The sequence below is a fragment of the Micromonospora sp. NBC_01796 genome, from assembly GCF_035917455.1.
Taxonomy (GTDB): Bacteria; Actinomycetota; Actinomycetes; order Mycobacteriales; family Micromonosporaceae; genus Micromonospora_G.
Map to the genome: position 1 here is coordinate 6,913,071 of NZ_CP109078.1, position 17,062 is coordinate 6,930,132.

At 71.1% G+C, this 17,062-nt stretch carries 14 protein-coding genes; all 14 read left to right on the forward strand.

Annotation, left to right across the window (positions count from 1 at the left end; all coding sequences use genetic code 11):
- Window positions 1-206 precede the first annotated feature (206 nt).
- Window positions 207-2,210, forward strand: coding sequence for a beta-galactosidase (locus tag OIE47_RS30880; protein ID WP_326558050.1), 2,004 nt, complete (start codon window positions 207-209; stop codon window positions 2,208-2,210).
- A 35-nt stretch (window positions 2,211-2,245) separates the two neighbouring features.
- The gene (locus tag OIE47_RS30885; RefSeq protein WP_326558051.1) at window positions 2,246-3,022 is read left to right on the forward strand and encodes a DeoR/GlpR family DNA-binding transcription regulator; all 777 of its coding nucleotides are present in this window, start codon (window positions 2,246-2,248) and stop codon (window positions 3,020-3,022) included.
- Between the two features lie 80 nt (window positions 3,023-3,102).
- Window positions 3,103-4,038 carry an alpha/beta hydrolase family protein gene (locus tag OIE47_RS30890; protein WP_326558052.1) on the forward strand — a complete coding sequence of 312 codons (936 nt, stop codon included), beginning with the start codon at window positions 3,103-3,105 and terminating at the stop codon, window positions 4,036-4,038.
- A 131-nt stretch (window positions 4,039-4,169) separates the two neighbouring features.
- Window positions 4,170-5,336: an acyl-CoA dehydrogenase family protein gene (locus OIE47_RS30895; protein WP_326558053.1), complete on the forward strand. Its 1,167-nt coding sequence runs from the start codon at window positions 4,170-4,172 to the stop codon at window positions 5,334-5,336.
- Window positions 5,333-6,412, forward strand: a complete 1,080-nt coding sequence (locus OIE47_RS30900) for an acyl-CoA dehydrogenase family protein (RefSeq protein WP_326558054.1) — start codon at window positions 5,333-5,335, stop codon at window positions 6,410-6,412. The genes OIE47_RS30895 and OIE47_RS30900 overlap by 4 nt, the downstream gene beginning before the upstream one ends.
- Before the next feature lie 120 nt (window positions 6,413-6,532).
- Window positions 6,533-7,387, forward strand: coding sequence for an ABC transporter ATP-binding protein (locus OIE47_RS30905; protein WP_326558055.1), 855 nt, complete (start codon window positions 6,533-6,535; stop codon window positions 7,385-7,387).
- Window positions 7,384-8,109, forward strand: a complete 726-nt coding sequence (locus OIE47_RS30910) for an ABC transporter ATP-binding protein (protein WP_326558056.1) — start codon at window positions 7,384-7,386, stop codon at window positions 8,107-8,109. The genes OIE47_RS30905 and OIE47_RS30910 overlap by 4 nt, the downstream gene beginning before the upstream one ends.
- A 48-nt stretch (window positions 8,110-8,157) precedes the next feature.
- On the forward strand, window positions 8,158-9,036 hold the full coding sequence (locus OIE47_RS30915; protein ID WP_326558057.1) for a branched-chain amino acid ABC transporter permease: 879 nt from the start codon (window positions 8,158-8,160) through the stop codon (window positions 9,034-9,036).
- Complete coding sequence (locus OIE47_RS30920; protein ID WP_326558058.1) at window positions 9,033-10,115, forward strand: branched-chain amino acid ABC transporter permease; 1,083 nt, start codon at window positions 9,033-9,035, stop codon at window positions 10,113-10,115. The genes OIE47_RS30915 and OIE47_RS30920 overlap by 4 nt, the downstream gene beginning before the upstream one ends.
- An 83-nt stretch (window positions 10,116-10,198) precedes the next feature.
- Window positions 10,199-11,491: an ABC transporter substrate-binding protein gene (locus OIE47_RS30925; protein ID WP_442792004.1), complete on the forward strand. Its 1,293-nt coding sequence runs from the start codon at window positions 10,199-10,201 to the stop codon at window positions 11,489-11,491.
- 582 nt (window positions 11,492-12,073) lie between these two features.
- Complete coding sequence (locus OIE47_RS30930) at window positions 12,074-13,933, forward strand: ABC transporter ATP-binding protein (protein WP_326563287.1); 1,860 nt, start codon at window positions 12,074-12,076, stop codon at window positions 13,931-13,933.
- 89 nt (window positions 13,934-14,022) lie between these two features.
- On the forward strand, window positions 14,023-14,805 hold the full coding sequence (locus tag OIE47_RS30935; RefSeq protein ID WP_442792198.1) for an SDR family oxidoreductase: 783 nt from the start codon (window positions 14,023-14,025) through the stop codon (window positions 14,803-14,805).
- Window positions 14,802-15,821, forward strand: coding sequence for a phosphotransferase family protein (locus OIE47_RS30940; protein WP_326558060.1), 1,020 nt, complete (start codon window positions 14,802-14,804; stop codon window positions 15,819-15,821). Before OIE47_RS30935 ends, OIE47_RS30940 begins: the two co-directional genes overlap by 4 nt.
- Window positions 15,821-17,038, forward strand: a complete 1,218-nt coding sequence (locus tag OIE47_RS30945) for an acyl-CoA dehydrogenase family protein (protein WP_326558061.1) — start codon at window positions 15,821-15,823, stop codon at window positions 17,036-17,038. Before OIE47_RS30940 ends, OIE47_RS30945 begins: the two co-directional genes overlap by 1 nt.
- Window positions 17,039-17,062: the final 24 nt, after the last annotated feature.

The following is a 17,062-nucleotide window of genomic DNA, read 5'->3' on the forward strand; positions in this document are numbered from 1 at the left end:
CGGTGCTCTCACCCTGAGGTAGAAGCAGCCGGCACCGTTCTCGACATCCCGACGAAGAAATTTTCAGGCGATTCCGGTGACCTCCAGCAGCCAGACGTCGGGATCCACCGGGAATCCACATGGATAAACACGAACAGCCACTGGCGCCCGCTTCGATGTTGGAACCTGTTGACTTCGGTGTCCTGTGGGGTGCACCCTCAGCTCTCATGCGGCAATGGCAGGGTGACGGCATCCTTTTCGGCGGCGACTACAACCCCGAGCAGTGGCCCGAGCAGACCTGGTCGGAGGACATCGACCTGATGCGCCGGGCCGGGGTCAACCTGGTCTCGGTCGGCATCTTCTCCTGGGCCCTGCTGGAGCCCGCCCCGGGCCGGTTCGAGTTCGGCTGGCTGGACCGGGTGCTGGACCTCCTGCACGCCGGCGGCATCCGGGTCGACCTGGCGACCGCCACCGCCAGCCCGCCACCGTGGCTGGCCCGGTTGCACCCGGAGACGCTGCCCCGCCGAGCCGACGGCACGATCCTCTGGCCGGGCGGACGGCAGGCGTACTGCCCCAGCTCACCGGTGTTCCGCGAGCGGTCGCTGGAGCTGGTGCGGGCGGTCGCCGGCCGCTACGCCGAGCACCCCGCCGTGGTGATGTGGCACGTCTCCAACGAGCTGGGCTGCCACAACGTGCACTGCTACTGCGACGTCAGCGCCGAGGCGTTCCGGGGCTGGCTGCGGGAACGCTACGGCGACCTGGACCGCCTCAACGCCGCCTGGGGCACCACGTTCTGGAGCCAGCGCTACGGCGACTGGGCCGAGATCAACCCTCCGCGTACCGCACCGACCTTCGCCAACCCCACGCAGCAGCTCGACTTCCTGCGCTTCTCCTCCGACGAACAGCGCGCCCAGTTGCGCGCCGAACGCGGCGTGCTCGCCACCCTGGTCCGTCAGCCGGTCACCACCAACTTCATGATCGGCACGGGCGTCAAGCACCTGGACTACCGGTCCTGGGCCGACGATGTGGACCTGGTGTCCAACGACCACTACCTGACCGCGGCCGACCCGCAGGCGCATCTCGGACTGGCGCTCGCCGCCGACCACACCCGGGGCGTGGCCGGCGGTGACCCGTGGTTGCTGATGGAGCACTCCACCAGCGCGGTCAACTGGCAGCCGCGCAACGTGGCCAAGCTCCCCGGGCAGCTACGCCGCAACAGCCTGGCGCACGTCGCCCGTGGCGCCGACGGGGTGTTGTTCTTCCAGTGGCGCGCCTCCCGGGCCGGCGCGGAGAAGTTCCACTCCGCGATGGTGCCGCACTCGGGACCGGACACCAAGATCTTCCGCGAGGTCTGCCAGCTCGGCGCCGACCTCAGGGCGCTGGCCGAGGTACGCGGCAGCCGGGTGGATGCCGACGTGGCGATCCTGTTCGACTGGGAGGCGTGGTGGGGTGTCGAGTTGGATTCGCACCCCAGCATCGACGTCCAGTACGCCGACCGGCTGACCGCCCTGCACCGAGCGCTCTGGCGTGCCGGCGTGACCGCCGACATCATCCACCCGTCGGCGGACCTCGGCGGCTACCGGCTGGTCCTGGCACCGACCCTCTACCTGGTCCGGGACGCCGACGTCGCGGCACTGCACCAGTACGTCGAGGGCGGTGGGACCGTGGCGGTCACCTACTTCAGCGGCATCGTCGACGAGAACGACCACATCCGGCTCGGCGGCTATCCGGGCGCGTTCCGGGAGCTGCTCGGCGTACGCACCGAGGAGTTCTTCCCGCTGCGCGAGGGCGAGCAGGTCCGGCTCGACGACGGCAGCACCGCCGACGTGTGGACCGAGTGGCTGCACGCCGACGGTGCCGAGGTGCTCGCGTCGTACACGGATGGGCCCTTGCCGGGTGTGCCGGCGTTGACCCGGCACCGGGTCGGCGACGGCGCGGCCTGGTACGTCGGCACCCGACTGGACGAGCCGGCCACGGACCGGCTGGTCGCCCGACTCGTGGACGAGACCGGCGTGCGCCCGGCGGCGTCGGCGCCGTCCGGAGTGGAGGTGGTACGCCGCCGCGACGACGACCGGACCTGGCTGTTCGCGATCAACCACACCGACGCCGAGGTACGGCTCCCGGTGACCGGCACCGACCTGTTGACCGGGGCACGATGCGCCGGTGAGCTGACGTTGCCAGCCGGTGACGTGGCGGTCGTCCGCGAGGATCGGACCGGCGATCCGACCTGATCCCGACGACAGTCACCGCGCGAAGGAGTTCCCGGATGCTCGCCCAGCAGCGGCAGATCGCCATCCTCAACCTGATCCGCCAACACGGCGGCGTACGGGTGAGCCACCTGGTCAGCCGGTTCGGCGTCTCCGACATGACGATCCGGCGCGACCTGGAGGCGCTGGCCGAGCGTGGCCTGGTGGACAAGGTGCACGGCGGTGCGACGCTCGCCGGGCCGGGTTCGGCCGAGGAACCCGGCTTCGCCGCGAAGTCGGTCCGCCAGCAGGCGGAGAAGCGGGCCATCGCCGAGCGGGCCGCGAGGATGGTGGAGCCGGGGATGGCCATCGCGCTCTCCGCCGGCACCACCACCGCCGCGCTGGCCACCCTGCTCTCCGACGTACCGGGGCTGACCGTGGTGACCAACTCGATTCCGGTGGCCGACGCGCTCTACCAGAACCCGCGCGCCGACCAGACGGTCGTGTTGACCGGCGGGATCCGTACCCCGTCGGACGCGCTGACCGGGCCGGTCGCCGAGGCGGCGATCAGCGCGCTCAACGTCGACCTGCTTTTCCTCGGCGTGCACGGGCTCAGCCCGCGGACCGGGTTCACCACGCCGAACCTGCTGGAGGCGGGGGTCAACCGGTGCCTGATCAGTGCGGCCCGTCGGCTCGTCGTGCTCGCCGACCACACCAAATGGGAAACCATCGGCATCGCCACCATCGCCCCGCTGGAGGCCGCCGACGTGCTGATCACCGACGTCGGGCTGCCCGGGGACGCCCGCACCACGATCGGCGAGCAGGTCGGCGAGCTGGTGGTCGTCGAGCCCGTCTGACGAAACCCCTACCGGCAACAGACTGGTGATTTTGCCGATGCGTGGCCGGTCCGGCACGTCAAACACTGGTGGACGTCGATATGACCCCGACGAACAGGGAGTACACCGACGTGCAACCACACACCTCCGCCCCCGCCCCCACCCGTACGAGATCCGCTCTTCTCGGGCTTGCCCGGTTCGCCGCGGCGGCGACCCTGGTCGCGACCGGCCTCGTCGCGGTGCCGGGTGCCGCCCAGGCCGCCGGCCCGTACGAGCGTGGTCCGAACCCGACCAGCGCGATCCTCGAAGCCAGCCGTGGCCCGTTCGCCACCTCCTCGCAGAACGTCTCCTCGCTGGTCAGCGGGTTCGGCGGCGGGGTCATCTACTACCCGACCAGCACCAGTGAGGGCACCTTCGGTGCCGTCGCGATCTCGCCCGGCTTCACCGCGAGCTGGTCGAGTATCAGTTGGCTCGGTCCCCGGATCGCCTCGCACGGCTTCGTGGTGATCGGCATCGAGACGAACACGATCTACGACCAGCCGGCGAGCCGGGGTCAGCAGCTTCTCGCCGCCCTCGACTACCTGGTCGAGGACAGCTCGGTGCGGACCCGGATCGACCCGAGCCGGCTCGCCGTCGCCGGTCACTCGATGGGTGGTGGCGGTTCGCTGGAGGCGGCCCGGAGCCGTCCGTCGCTCCAGGCGGCGGTGCCGCTGGCCCCGTGGAACGCGACCAAGAGCTGGTCGACGCTGCGGGTGCCGACGCTGATCATCGGTGGCGAGAACGACTCCGTCGCGGCGGTGTCGTCGCACTCGATTCCGTTCTACAACAGCATCCCCGCGTCGGCGGAGAAGGCGTACCTGGAGCTGAACGGGGCCAGCCACTTCTTCCCGCAGACCACCAACACCCCGACCGCGAAGCAGGCGGCGGCCTGGCTGAAGCGGTTCGTCGACGACGACACCCGGTACGAGCAGTTCCTCTGCCCGGGACCGTCCGGCACGGCGATCGAGGAGTACCGCAACACCTGCCCCAGCTCCTGATCTCCACCACCGGAGCGGTCGGCCCACGGCCGCCTCCGGTGGCGATCGTTCTCGCGACCGCGCCGGGCTTCCGTCCGGCGCGGTCGTGCGTTTATATTGCACCCACGATGCAAATACATGAGGAGAGAAGCGTGGCCGACGACGACGACGCTGCGGCCGACCGGCTCCGCGACCGGGTCGCCGCGTTTCTCGGGCAGCACGACCCGCACGGCGACCGGATCGAGTTCCTCCGTGCCCGGTTCGACGCCGGCCTGGCCTGGGTGCACTACCCGGTCGGACTCGGCGGGCTGGGCGCGCCCCGGCACCTGCAACCGGTGGTCGACGCCGCGTTCGTGCTGGCCGGGGCGCCGGACAACCAGCCCCGCCGCAACAGCATCGGCATCGGCATGGCCGCGCCGACCCTGCTCCGGCACGGCACCCCGGACCAGCACCACCGCTTTCTGCGCCCACTCTGGACCGGCGAGGAGATCTGGTGCCAGCTGTTCAGCGAGCCGGGCGCCGGGTCCGACCTGGCCGGCGTCACCACCCGGGCGGTACGCGACGGCGACGACTGGGTGGTCACCGGGCAGAAGGTGTGGACCTCGATGGCACACCGGGCGCGCTGGGCGATCCTGCTCGCCCGTACCGATCCTGAGCTGCCGAAACACCGGGGGATGACGTACTTCGTCTGCGACCTTTCCGGACCGGGAGTGGAGGTGCGACCGCTGCGGCAGCTCACCGGGGAGGCCGAGTTCAACGAGGTGTTCCTGACCGACGTGCGGCTGCCCGACTCGCTTCGGCTCGGTGCGGTGGGGGAGGGCTGGCAGGTGGCCAGGACCACGCTGATGAACGAGCGGGTCTCGATCGGCGGCGCCCCGATGCCCCGCGAGGGCGGCATGATCGGGCTGCTCACCCGTACCTGGCGGGACCGGGCCGATCTGCGTACGCCGGGCCGGCACGACGAGATCCTGCGCCTCTGGGTACGCGCCGAGGCCGCCCGGCTCACCGCACTGCGACTGCGCCAGCAACTGGTGGCCGGCGAGCCCGGCCCGGAAGGTTCGGCGGTCAAGCTCTCCTTCGCCGGGCTGGCCCAGGCGATCAGCGGCACCGAGGTCGAACTGCTCGGCGCCGACGGGCTGCGACACGACGACTGGTCGCTGCGCCGCTCGACCGAACCGGACCTGCTCGGCCGGGGCGCCACCTATCGCTACCTGCGGGCACGCGGGAACTCGATCGAGGGTGGCACCTCCGAGATCCTGCGCAACATCATCGCCGAGCGGGTCCTCGGGCTGCCGGCCGAACCTCGGGTGGACCGATGACCAACCTGCGCTACGACGAGACCGAAGAGGCGCTGCGCGAGAGCGTACGGGCCCTGCTCCGGGCACACAGCCCGTGGTCGGCGGTGCTGGCCCGGGTCGACGGGGTCGAGTCGTACGACCCGGGGCTGTGGCGGCGGCTCGGCACCGACCTGGGGCTCGCCGGGTTGGCCGTACCGGAGGCGCTGGGCGGGGCGGGTGCGGGCTTCCGGGAGGTGGCGGTGGTGCTTGAGGAACTCGGGCGGGCGGTCGCGCCGGTGCCGTACCTGGGTCACGCGGTTGCCGTACGCGCGCTGCTGACCTGTGTCGAGACCGATCTGCTCGGCGAAGTGGCGACCGGTGAGCGGATCGCCGTGCTGGCGGTTCCGTTCGCGACCCCACCAGGACCGCCGGAGCCCACGGTCGTCGGGGGCGGGGACCTCACCGGGACCATCGTCGGGGTCGCGGACGCGTTGCCGGCGGACCTGCTGCTGGTGCCGGCCACCGACGGTCTGTACCTGGTCGAGGCGGACGGGCCGGGGGTCTCCAGGGTGCCGGTGGTTTCGCTCGACGCCACCCGGCAGCTCTGCGACATCGTGCTCGACGGTGCCCCGGGCCGGCGGATCGCGGCAGGTCACGCCGCTGTCGGGGCGGTCACCGACGCCCTCACCGCGGGTGCGGCACTGCTCGCCGCCGAGCAGGTCGGGGTGGCTCAGTGGTGCCTGGACACCACGGTCGAGTACGTGAAGCAGCGGCACCAGTTCGGTCGGCCGGTCGGCTCGTTCCAGGCGGTCAAGCACCGGCTCGCCGACGTGTGGGTGAGTGTGACCGAGGCCCGGGCGGTCGCCCGGTACGCGGCCGACTGCCTGGCCAACGACTCCGTCGACACCCCGGTCGCGGCGGCGCTGGCGCAGGCGTACTGCGGGGACGTGGCGGTGACGGCGGCGCAGGAGTGCGTCCAGTTGCACGGCGGGATCGGCTTCACCTGGGAGCACCCGGCGCACCTGTATCTGAAGCGGGCCAAGAGCGCCGCGATCGGGTTCGGCACCGCCGACCGGCACCGGGCGAAGCTCGCCATTCTGGCTGACCTGCCCGGATGACCGATGTGTAAACGGCTTAGCTACTGCTAAGTAACAAGTACGCATCGAAGGTATTGACGCCAGGTTTCGGAAACGTACACTCCGAGTGTAATTAGTTCGGAGACCGAACGAGGGATGTTGATGACGGAGCACGGGCTCGCGTTGCACGGCATCGGGGTGCGCTTCGGTGGGCTCACCGCCCTCGACGACGTCTCGCTCCGGGTGCCCGCCGATCGGGTCGTCGGCGTGATCGGGCCCAACGGTGCTGGCAAGACCACCCTGTTCAACGTGGTCTGCGGCCTGGTCCAACCGTCGACCGGCACACTGACCCTCGACGGGCGACCGCTGCGCCCCCGCCCGCACCGGCTCACCCGCCTCGGCATCGCCCGTACCCTGCAGGGCGTCGGACTCTTCGCCGGGCTCACCGTGCTGGAGAACGTGATGGCGGGCGCCACCAACTCGGCCAGGGCCGGGTTCGCCGCCGCCCTGTTCGGGCTGCCGCGCAGCGATCGGGACGAACGCCGGCTGCGCGAACACGCACTGACCATCCTGGAAGGTCTCGGCGTGGCCGATCGGGCCGGCGCCGCCCCGGGCACGCTTCCCTTCGCCGTACGCAAAAGGGTCGCCCTGGCCCGCGCGCTCGCCGCCCGACCCCGGCTCCTGCTGCTCGACGAGCCCGCCGGTGGCCTCGGCGCCGAGGACATCGACGAACTCGGCGCCCTGATCCGCGACCTGCCCCGACGCACCGATCATCCGTGCGCGGTCCTGCTGGTCGAACACCACATGGACCTGGTGATGGCGGTCTGCGACGAGATCGTGGTGCTCGACTTCGGTCGGGTGATCGCCGCCGGTCCGCCCAACGTGATCCGGGACGACCCGGCGGTCACCGAGGCCTACCTCGGCGCCGAAGTCGACCAGACCACCGACGCCGCTGCGACCGACGCCACCGCCACCGCCGATGCCGGCGTCGAGGCGGAGAAGGGGGCGGTCGCGTGAGCGCCGACAACGCGCTGCTGAGCGTACGTGGACTCGTCGCCGGGTACGGAGCCGCGCCGGTGCTGCGGTCGGTGGACCTGACCGTCTCGCCCGGCACCATCGCCGCCGTACTCGGTGCCAACGGTGCCGGCAAGACCACGCTGCTGCGTACGCTCTCCGGCCTGGTTCGGCCGACCGGCGGACAGATCGTCTTCGACGGCGACGACCTGCGCGGCGTCCCGGTCGAACAACTCGTCCGACGGGGCCTGGCGCACGTGCCCGAGGGGCGCGGGGTGGTCGCCGAACTGACCGTGGACGAGAACCTGCGCCTCGGCGGACTCTGGCGACGCGACCGGGCCGACGCCCGGGTGGCCCTCGACGAGGTTTATGACCTGTTCGAACCGCTCACCCGACGGCGACGCCACGCCGGCCACCAGCTCTCCGGCGGCGAACGGCAGATGCTCGCCCTCGGCCGAGCCCTGGTCGGCCGACCCCGGCTGCTGCTGCTCGACGAGCCGTCGCTCGGGCTCGCGCCACGGGTCACCGCCCAGATCATGGCGCTGCTGCGGCAGTTGCGCGACCGTACCGGGCTCACCGTGCTCCTGGTCGAGCAGAACGTACGCAGCGCGCTGTCCGTCGCCGACCAGGGCGTGGTGATGTCCCTCGGGAAGATCGTCATCGCCACCAGCGCGGCCGGACTGCGCGACGACGCCGACCTGCGGCACGCGTACCTCGGGTTCTGACCGGACCCCGCGTCACCCCCACATCGGACAGCTCGGAGGGAGGAATCTTTGGACCGCTTCGTTTTTCTCACGTTCGACGGCCTGGCCAGGGGAGCGGTGTACGCCGCCTTCGCCCTGGCGCTGGTACTCATCTGGCGTGCCGCCCGCATCGTCAACTTCGCCCAGGGGGCGATGGCGGTCGCGACCGCGTACGTCGCCCACAGCGTGTCGGTCGCAACCGGCTCCTACTGGCTCGGCTTCGTCGCCGCGCTCGCCGCCGGACTGGTGCTCGGTGCCGTGGTGGACCTGACGGTCATGCGCTTCGTCAGCCACACGTCACCACTCAACGCGGTCATCGTCGCCCTCGGGCTGGTCCTGGTCATCCAGGCCGTCCTCGGCATCGTGTACGGCAACGAGTTCCTGCCCGCACCGGCGCCGTTCGACCGTACCGCGCTCACCGTCGGGGGGCTGGTCCTGCTCGCCCCGTACGACCTGTTCGTCTTCGCCGCGGTCGGCGCGGTAGTGCTCGGCCTGGCCTGGATGTTCGGCCGGACCCCGGTCGGCCTCCGGATGCGGTCGGCGGCCTTCGCCCCCGAGGTGTCCCGGCTGCTCGGGGTCAACGTCGGCGGCATGCTCACCCTCGGCTGGGCGCTCGCCGCCGGGGTCGGCGCACTCGCCGGCATGCTGGTCATCCCGACCGAGCTCGGGCTGCACCCGCACGCCATGGACCTGGTCTTCGTCTCCGCGTTCACAGCCGCGGTCGTCGGCGGGCTCGACAGTCCACCCGGCGCGGTCATCGGCGGGCTGGTGGTCGGGTTGCTGCTTTCCTACGTCAGCGGGTACGTCGGCGGCGACGTCACCCCGCTCGCCGTCCTCGCCCTGCTGCTGGTTGTCCTGCTGACCCGACCGGGCGGCCTCTTCTCCGGTGTCGCGGCGAGGCACGTGTGAGCGCCCCCACGCAGGTCGCCGCGCCCCCGGCGGTACGCAGGTCCGCGGCGCTGGGACGGTCGACGCTGCTGCGTCACCTCGGCATCACCCTCGTCGCGGCGCTGCTGCTGCTGGCCGCCACGTACGGGCTGGAGCCGTTCCGCAACTTCCAGCTCGCCACGGTGGCCGCGTACCTCTGCGCCACCGCCGGGCTGACCGTACTCACCGGACTCAACGGGCAGCTCTCCCTGGGGCACGGCGCGCTGATGGCCACCGGTGCGTACACGGTCGCGCTGACCCAGACCCGGATCGCCGACAGCGGTGCCACCTCCGGCTGGCTGCTCGCGGTGTCGCTGCTGACGGCGGTGGTGATCACGGTCGCCGTCGGCGCGGTGATCGGGCTCGCCGCCGCCCGGCTGCGCGGCCCGTACCTGGCCGGTCTGACCCTGGCGGTCGCGGTGGTCGTGCCGGCGGTGGCGATCACCTTCGACGAGGTGTTCGGTGGTGAACAGGGACTGTCGGTGCCGGTCGCGCCACCACCGCTCGGGCTCGGCACCTACTTCCCCTACGAACGCTGGCAGGCCTGGCTGGCCGGTGCGGTCACCCTGCTCACCATGCTCCTGCTGGCGAACCTGGTCCGCAGCCGGTTCGGCCGTTCCCTGCGCGCCGTGCGCGACGACGAGATCGCCGCCCGCCTCGCCGGGATCCACGTCGCCCGGACCCAGGTGCTGGCGTTCGTGGTCAGTGCCGGCTGCGCCGGCCTCGGCGGCGGGCTGCTCGCGGTGCTGGCGCAGAGCGTGTCACCGGGGGCGTTCTCGCTGACCCTGTCGCTGTTCCTGCTGATGGCGATCGTCATCGGTGGACTCGGCAGTCTCGCCGGTGCGGTCTGGGGCGCGGTGCTGCTGGTCGCGCTTCCCGACCTGACCCACTCGCTGACCGAACTGTTCACGCTGTCGCCCGCCGTGGCGCAGCGGTGGGAGGGAAACCTCCCGCTGGCGATCTTCGGAGTCACGTTGATCGTCGTCATGATCGCCGCTCCGGGCGGCATCCAAGGGCTGCTGACCCGGATCGGGCGTGCGCTGCCCCGTCGGCGGCGCTGACCGGCACCGCCCGTACCACTCACCGCACCAGCACACACACCACCGTCAGACAGAACCGGACCGAGAAAGGTCGGTGCCTCCCCATGATGCAACGCAGCATCGTACGACGCGGTCTCGTGATCGCCACCTCGCTCAGCCTGCTCGTCACCACCGCCGCGTGCAGCGACGACGGTGATTCGGGCGGCGGCGGGGCACCCGTGCCCGGCGTCACCGACACCGAGATCGTGCTCGGTACGCACATGCCGCTGACCGGGCCCGCCGCGGCCGGCTACTCGAGCATCGCGCCGGCGACCAAGGCCTACTTCGACTATGTCAACGCCAACGGCGGGGTACACGGTCGGAAGATCACCTACAAGATCATGGACGACGGGTACAACCCCGCCAACACCCAGCAGGTGGTCCGGCAACTCGTGTTGCAGGACAAGGTGTTCGCCGTGGTCAACGGCCTCGGCACCCCGACGCACACCGGGGTGCTCGACTTCCTCAAGACCAACCGGGTGCCGGACCTCTTCGTCGCCTCCGGCAGCCGGAGCTGGGACCAGCCGGAGAAGTACCCATCGACGTTCGGGTACAACACCGACTACACCGTCGAGGGCAAGATCCTGGCGAACTACATCAAGACCAACCTCGCCGGGCAGAAGGTCTGCTTCCTCGGCCAGGACGACGACTTCGGCCGGGACAGCCTCGCCGGGGTGGAGAAGATCCTCGGGGCCGGTACGGTCGCCGCCAAGCAGACGTACGTCACCAGCAACACCAACGTCGCCCCGCAGATCGGTGCGTTCAAGGCGGCCGGCTGCCAGGTTGTCGTGCTGGCGACCGTACCGGGCTTCACCGCGCTGTCGATCGGCACCGCGGCCCGGCTCGCCTTCAAGCCCCAGTGGATCGTGTCCAACGTCGGCGCCGACTACGACACGCTCGCCAAGTCGCTCGGGGCGGCCGCACCGCTGCTCGAAGGCGTGGTGGGGTCGAACTACATGCCGATGGACAACGACGCGGCGAACCCGTGGATCCAGCTCTTCACGAAGGTCAACAAGGAACACAACGGTGACGCCCCGTTCGACGGCAACACCGTCTACGGCATGTCGGTCGGTTACCTGACCGTGCAGGCCCTGCTCGCGGCCGGCAAGGACCTGACCCGCGAGTCGCTTCTCGCAGCCGTGGAGAAGGGTGGCTTCCAGGGCCCCGGCCTGGCACCGCTGCGGTTCTCCAAGACCGACCACTCCGGGTACGGCGGAGCGCGGCTGAGCAAGGTCACCGGCGGGGTGCAGAGCTACTTCGGTGCGACGTACGAGACGGACGAGGCGGACGGCCCGGTCAACGAGTACACCGTGGCACCGGCCGCACCACCGGCGAACGGCATCCCCACCGCTTCCTGACCTACCCCGCGCTTCCGTCGTCGGGAGCGCAGACAGTCGGCAACTGGCCTCATCCCCGTGGAGGGGAGGAGGCCAGTTTGCTGTTCGCAGAGTGTGTAGGAATAGGTGCGGGCAACGGCGGTGGAGGCGACTCTTCCCGTACGTTCGGGTCCTCGGCAACGGCGTCGGGGAAGTCTGTCGAAAATGGTATTGGCGATACCACAAAAGCGAGTACGCGTCACCGTCGCCCCGCGGGGCACGGACCGGACGGGACCGAGAATCCTCAGGCCACGATGGTTGCTGCCGGATCAAGTGGCTGATGCTGCCCGGACGTGAATGAACGCGAGAGAACTCGACCGGTGGGGGTGTCGCGACGGTAGGGATGACGATGTCCCGCTCGGAATACCCCCGCTCCACTCGCCGCGACACAGAGGAATAGGAACCGATCTCAGATGTCGACGGAGATCGGACCGTCAGGTCATTGCCGCTGATTCTCATGTCCGGAGGTCCCACGTGACAGCATCCGCCACCGACGACACCACCCGCGACAACGGTGACCGAGCCGAGCCTCGACCGGCGGGCGGGGGACCGGCGGAATCGGTACTGCCGGAACTGCGCACCATGTGGTGGGAGACCGGTCTGCGGGCCCGGGTCGACGCGGGACTGCTCGCCGTCTTCGCCGAGTTGCCCCGACTGGTGGCCAGGGCGGTCATGATCAGTTGGCGGGCCGACCGGACCCGTACCACGGTTGTGGGTGTCGCGACGGTTGGCGCCGGGGTGATGGCGGCGTTCGGGCTGCTGGCCACCCAGCGGGTGCTGGTGGAACTGTTCGCGGGCGGCCCGACACCGGACAAGGTCGCCGCCGCCCTGCCCGCGCTGGTGCTGCTGGCGGCGGCGACCGCGATCCGCGCCGGGCTGGGCATCGCCACCGGGTACGCCCAGAACGGTCTCACCCCACGGGTCAGCCGGGAGGTCGAGCGCGGTCTGTTCGAGGTCACCACCCTCGTACGGCTGGACGCCTTCGACGAGGACGCGTTCGCCGACGACATGGAACGCGCCTCCCGTGGCACGGACTCCGCCATCGCCCTCGTCCAGGGCGCGATGAACCTGCTGGCCGGACTGGTCAGCCTGCTCGCCGTGACCGTCGCGGTGATCGTGATCCACCCGCTCCTGCTCATCGCCCTGCTGGTCGCGACCGTCCCGAACGCCTGGGGCGCCCTGCGCGCGGGACACCAGCGTTACCAGACCTACATCGCCGGCTCCGTACGCCGACGCCGGTTGTGGATCCTGCACCGGCTGATGGCGGAGCGTGCCTCGGCACCGGAACTGCGCTCGTACGGGCTGCGCCGTTTCCTGCTCGACCAGTACGACCGGGTCATGGGGGTGGAGACCGACATCCAGATCGCGCTGGCCCGGAAGGTCACGACCACCACCAGCATCGGTTCGGTGATCGGCGGGGTCGCCACCGGTGTGGTGTACGTGCTGCTCGGTGTCCTGCTCCTGGACGGACAGATCCCACTGGCGGCGGCGGCCACGTGTGTGCTCGCGGTGCAGGCCGCGCAGCGGTCACTGACCACGGTCACCTTCCACATCGACCACATCTACAGCGACGGCCAGCACTTCAGCGACTACACCGGGTTCATGACCCGGGCGACGAACTACCTGCCCGCCGCCGGTGGCGGTGAGCCGGTCACCCGGTTGGAGGAACTCGCCGTACGCGGGGTGAGTCTGCGTTATCCGGAGCGGGTCGACGCGGCGGTGGACGACGTGACGCTCACCATCCGGGCCGGTGAGACGGTGGCGTTCGTCGGCGAGAACGGGTCGGGCAAGACGACCCTGGCCGCGATGATCGCGGCCCTGCGGGTGCCGAGCCACGGCACCATCGAGTGGAACGGGCGGCCGCTGCGCGAGTGGGATCCCGGCGGGTTGCGGGCCCGGGTCGCCGTGGTGACCCAGGAGTACCACAAGTGGCCGTTCACGGCGGCGACCAACATCGCCATCGGTGACACCGAGACCGAGCCGAGGCAGGACCGGATCGAGGTCGCCGCCGAGCGCGCGGTCGCCCACGAGATGATCCGGGACCTGCCGTACGGGTACGAGACGCTGCTCGACCGTACGTTCGCCAACGGGCAGGACCTCTCCGGTGGGCAGTGGCAGCGGATCACGGCGGCACGCGGGTTCCTCCGCGAGGCCGAGCTGCTGATCATGGATGAGCCGTCCTCGGCGCTGGACCCGCGTGCCGAGGACGCGCTCTTCCAGGCGATCCGGGACCGTCAGGGCCGGGCGACCACGATCCTGATCACCCACCGGCTGGCCAACGTACGGCATGCCGATCGGATCTTCGTGCTGCACAACGGCGCACTGGTCGAGTCGGGCCGGCATGACGAGCTGGTCTCCGCCGGCGGCCGGTACGCCGAGCTGTTCGCGTTGCAGGCCGCCGGCTACCGGGCGACCGAGCGTTGACGGGTCCGTCGCGGGGCTCGTAGTATTAGCACTGTGAATGCATATTTTGTCGTCCGGTCAGTCAGCCGGTCCCGGTGACCTCCGCCGGACTGGACCTGGCCGGTGCAGGGGTGGTCGTGACCGGAGGCGGTTCCGGTATCGGTGCCGCGCTCGCCACCCGGTTCGCCGCCGCCGGTGCCCGGGTGATCGTCAACGACCTGGACGCCGACGCCGCCCGCGCGGTCGCCGACCGGATCGGTGGACACGCCGTGCCGGGCGACGCCTCGGACCGGGCCGAGGTGGGCCGGCTGGTCGACACCGCGTACGAGCTGCTCGGTCGGGTCGACCTGTTCTGTGCCAACGCCGGAGTGGCACCCGGCGGCGGGGTGGACGCCGACCTCGACGACTGGGATTCCGCCTGGCGGGTGAACGTACTCGCCCACGTGCACGCCGCCCGCGCGCTGCTGCCGTACTGGCTGCCGGCGGGGCGGGGACGGCTGGTGGTGACCGTGTCCGCAGCCGGTCTGCTCACCCTGCTCGGGAAGGCGCCGTACTCGGTCACCAAACACGCGGCACTCGGCTTCGCCGAATGGCTGCGCGCCACGTACGCCCACCGGGGCATCACCGTCCAGGCGCTCTGTCCGCAGGGTGTGCGTACGCCCATGCTCGCCAGCGGCGACGGCCCCGGCGCCACCCTGCTCGACGCCGACGCGCTCGAACCCGAACAGGTGGCGGAATGCGTGCTGGCGGCGCTCGACGGGGACGGTTTCCTGATCCTGCCGCACCCGGAGGTCGCCACCTTCTACGCCCGACGGGCCGCCGACCCGGACCGCTGGCTGCGCGGGATGAACCGCGTACAGCAGGGTCTCGACGCGGCGGCCGACGGACGGTGAGCGGCCCACGGTCGGCGGCCGACCCGCAACCCGGCCGGGCGCTACCCGGTCTCGACCTGGGCCGGTTGCGCGGCTACCTCGACCGGGAGGCGCCCGACCTGGTCGACGGCCCGCTGCGCGGCGGGGTGCTCCCCGGCGGCAAGTCCAACCTCACCTACGCGGTGACCGATGGCCGGACCCGGTTCGTGGTACGCCGACCGCCGCTGGGCCACGTGCTCGCCACCGCCCACGACATGGGTCGCGAGTACCGGGTGCAGCGGGCCCTCGCGCCAACCCCGGTACCGGTGCCGCGGGTGCTCCTGCACTGCCCCGACGCGAAGGTCATCGGCGCACCGTTCTATCTCATGAGCCACGTCGACGGACGGGTCTACCGGGTGCCGGCCGAGCTGACCCCGCTCGGTCCGGCCGCCGTCGCCGGGCTCGCCCGGTCCCTGGTGCACACCCTCGCCGACCTGCACGCCGTTGCGCCCGACAGCGTCGGGCTGGCTGACTTCGGCCGCCCGGACGGGTTCGCCGCCCGGCAGGTTCGCCGGTGGAAGACCCAACTCGACGCCTCCCGCAGCCGGGACCTGCCCGGCATCGAGGAACTGCACGACCGGCTCGCCGCCGCCGTACCGGTGGCCGGTGCCGCCACCGTCGTGCACGGCGACTTCCGGTTGGACAACGCGGTCGTCGGACCGGACGGCGACATCCGCGCGGTGCTCGACTGGGAGATGTCCACCCTGGGCGACCCGCTCACCGACCTCGGCCTGCTGCTGGTCTACTCGGCCCGGCTGCACGCCCCCGGCTGGCCCGCCCCCGACGAACTCGCCGTGGCCTACGCCGACCGGACCGGCCGGGACGTACGCGACCTGGGCTGGTACGTCGCCTTCGCCTCGTTCAAGCTCGCCGTGATCCTCGAGGGCGTGCACTACCGCTACGTACGCGGACAGACCGTCGGCGCCGGATTCGACCGGGTCGGCGAACGGGTCCCGCCGCTGATCGCACAGGGCCTGAGCACACTGGGGGAGAGCTGATGGACTTCGGCCTGGACGACACCACGGTCCGGATGCGCGAGCGGCTGCTCGATTTCATGACCGAGCAGATCTACCCGGCGGAAATGGAGTTCGCCCAGCAGGCGCGCACCGGTGACCCGTGGACCGCCCCGCCGGTGGTGGACCGGCTCGCCGCCGAGGCCCGTCGGCGCGGGCTGTGGAACCTGTTCCTCCCCGGTGAGCACGGCGCCGGCCTGACCAACCTCCAGTACGCCCCACTGGCCGAGATCACCGGCCGTAGCCCCGGCCTGGCCCCGGCCGCCCTCAACTGCGCCGCCCCCGACACCGGAAACATGGAACTGCTCGCCGAGTTCGGCACCGCCGAGCAGCGCGAACGCTGGCTGACCCCGCTGCTCGACGGCCGGATCCGGTCCGCGTTCGCGATGACCGAGCCCGACGTCGCCTCCTCCGACGCCACCAACATCGCCACCCGGATCGAGCGGGACGGCGACGACTACGTGATCGACGGCCGGAAGTGGTTCATCACCGGGGCGATGAACCCGCGCTGCGAGATCCTCATCGTGCTCGGACGTACCGACCCGGACGGGCCGAGGCACCGCCAGCACAGTCAGATCCTGGTACCCCGCGACACGCCCGGGGTGAACATCCGCCGGGGCATGTCCACGTTCGGCTACGACGACGGCGACCACGGCGGACACGCCGAGATCGACTTCGTCGACGTACGGGTACCGGCCGGCAACCTGATCGGGGCGCCCGGTGACGGTTTCGCCATCTCGCAGGCCCGGCTCGGACCCGGCCGGGTGCACCACTGCATGCGCCTGATCGGCATGGCCGAACGGGCGCTGGAACTGCTGTGCCGGCGGGCCGGTGCAAGGCAGGCGTTCGGCGGGCCGCTCGCCGGCCAGGGGGTGATCCAGGACTGGATCGCCGAGTCGCGGGTGCGGATCGAACAGGCCCGGCTGCTGGTACTCAAGACCGCCTGGCTGATGGACACCGTCGGTAACCGGGACGCGCACACCGAGATCCAGGCGATCAAGATCGTGGTCCCGCAGGCGGTCGAGTGGATCCTCGACAAGGCCATCCAGGCCCACGGCGCGGCCGGGGTCAGTCAGGACTCCCCACTGGCCCAGATGTGGGCCCGGGCCCGGACGATCCGGCTCGCCGACGGCCCCGACGAGGTACACCGCCGTTCGCTCGCCCGGCGGGAACTGCGCCGCCACCTGCCGGCGGGTTCATGACCGCTGGCTACACTCTGCGTGCAT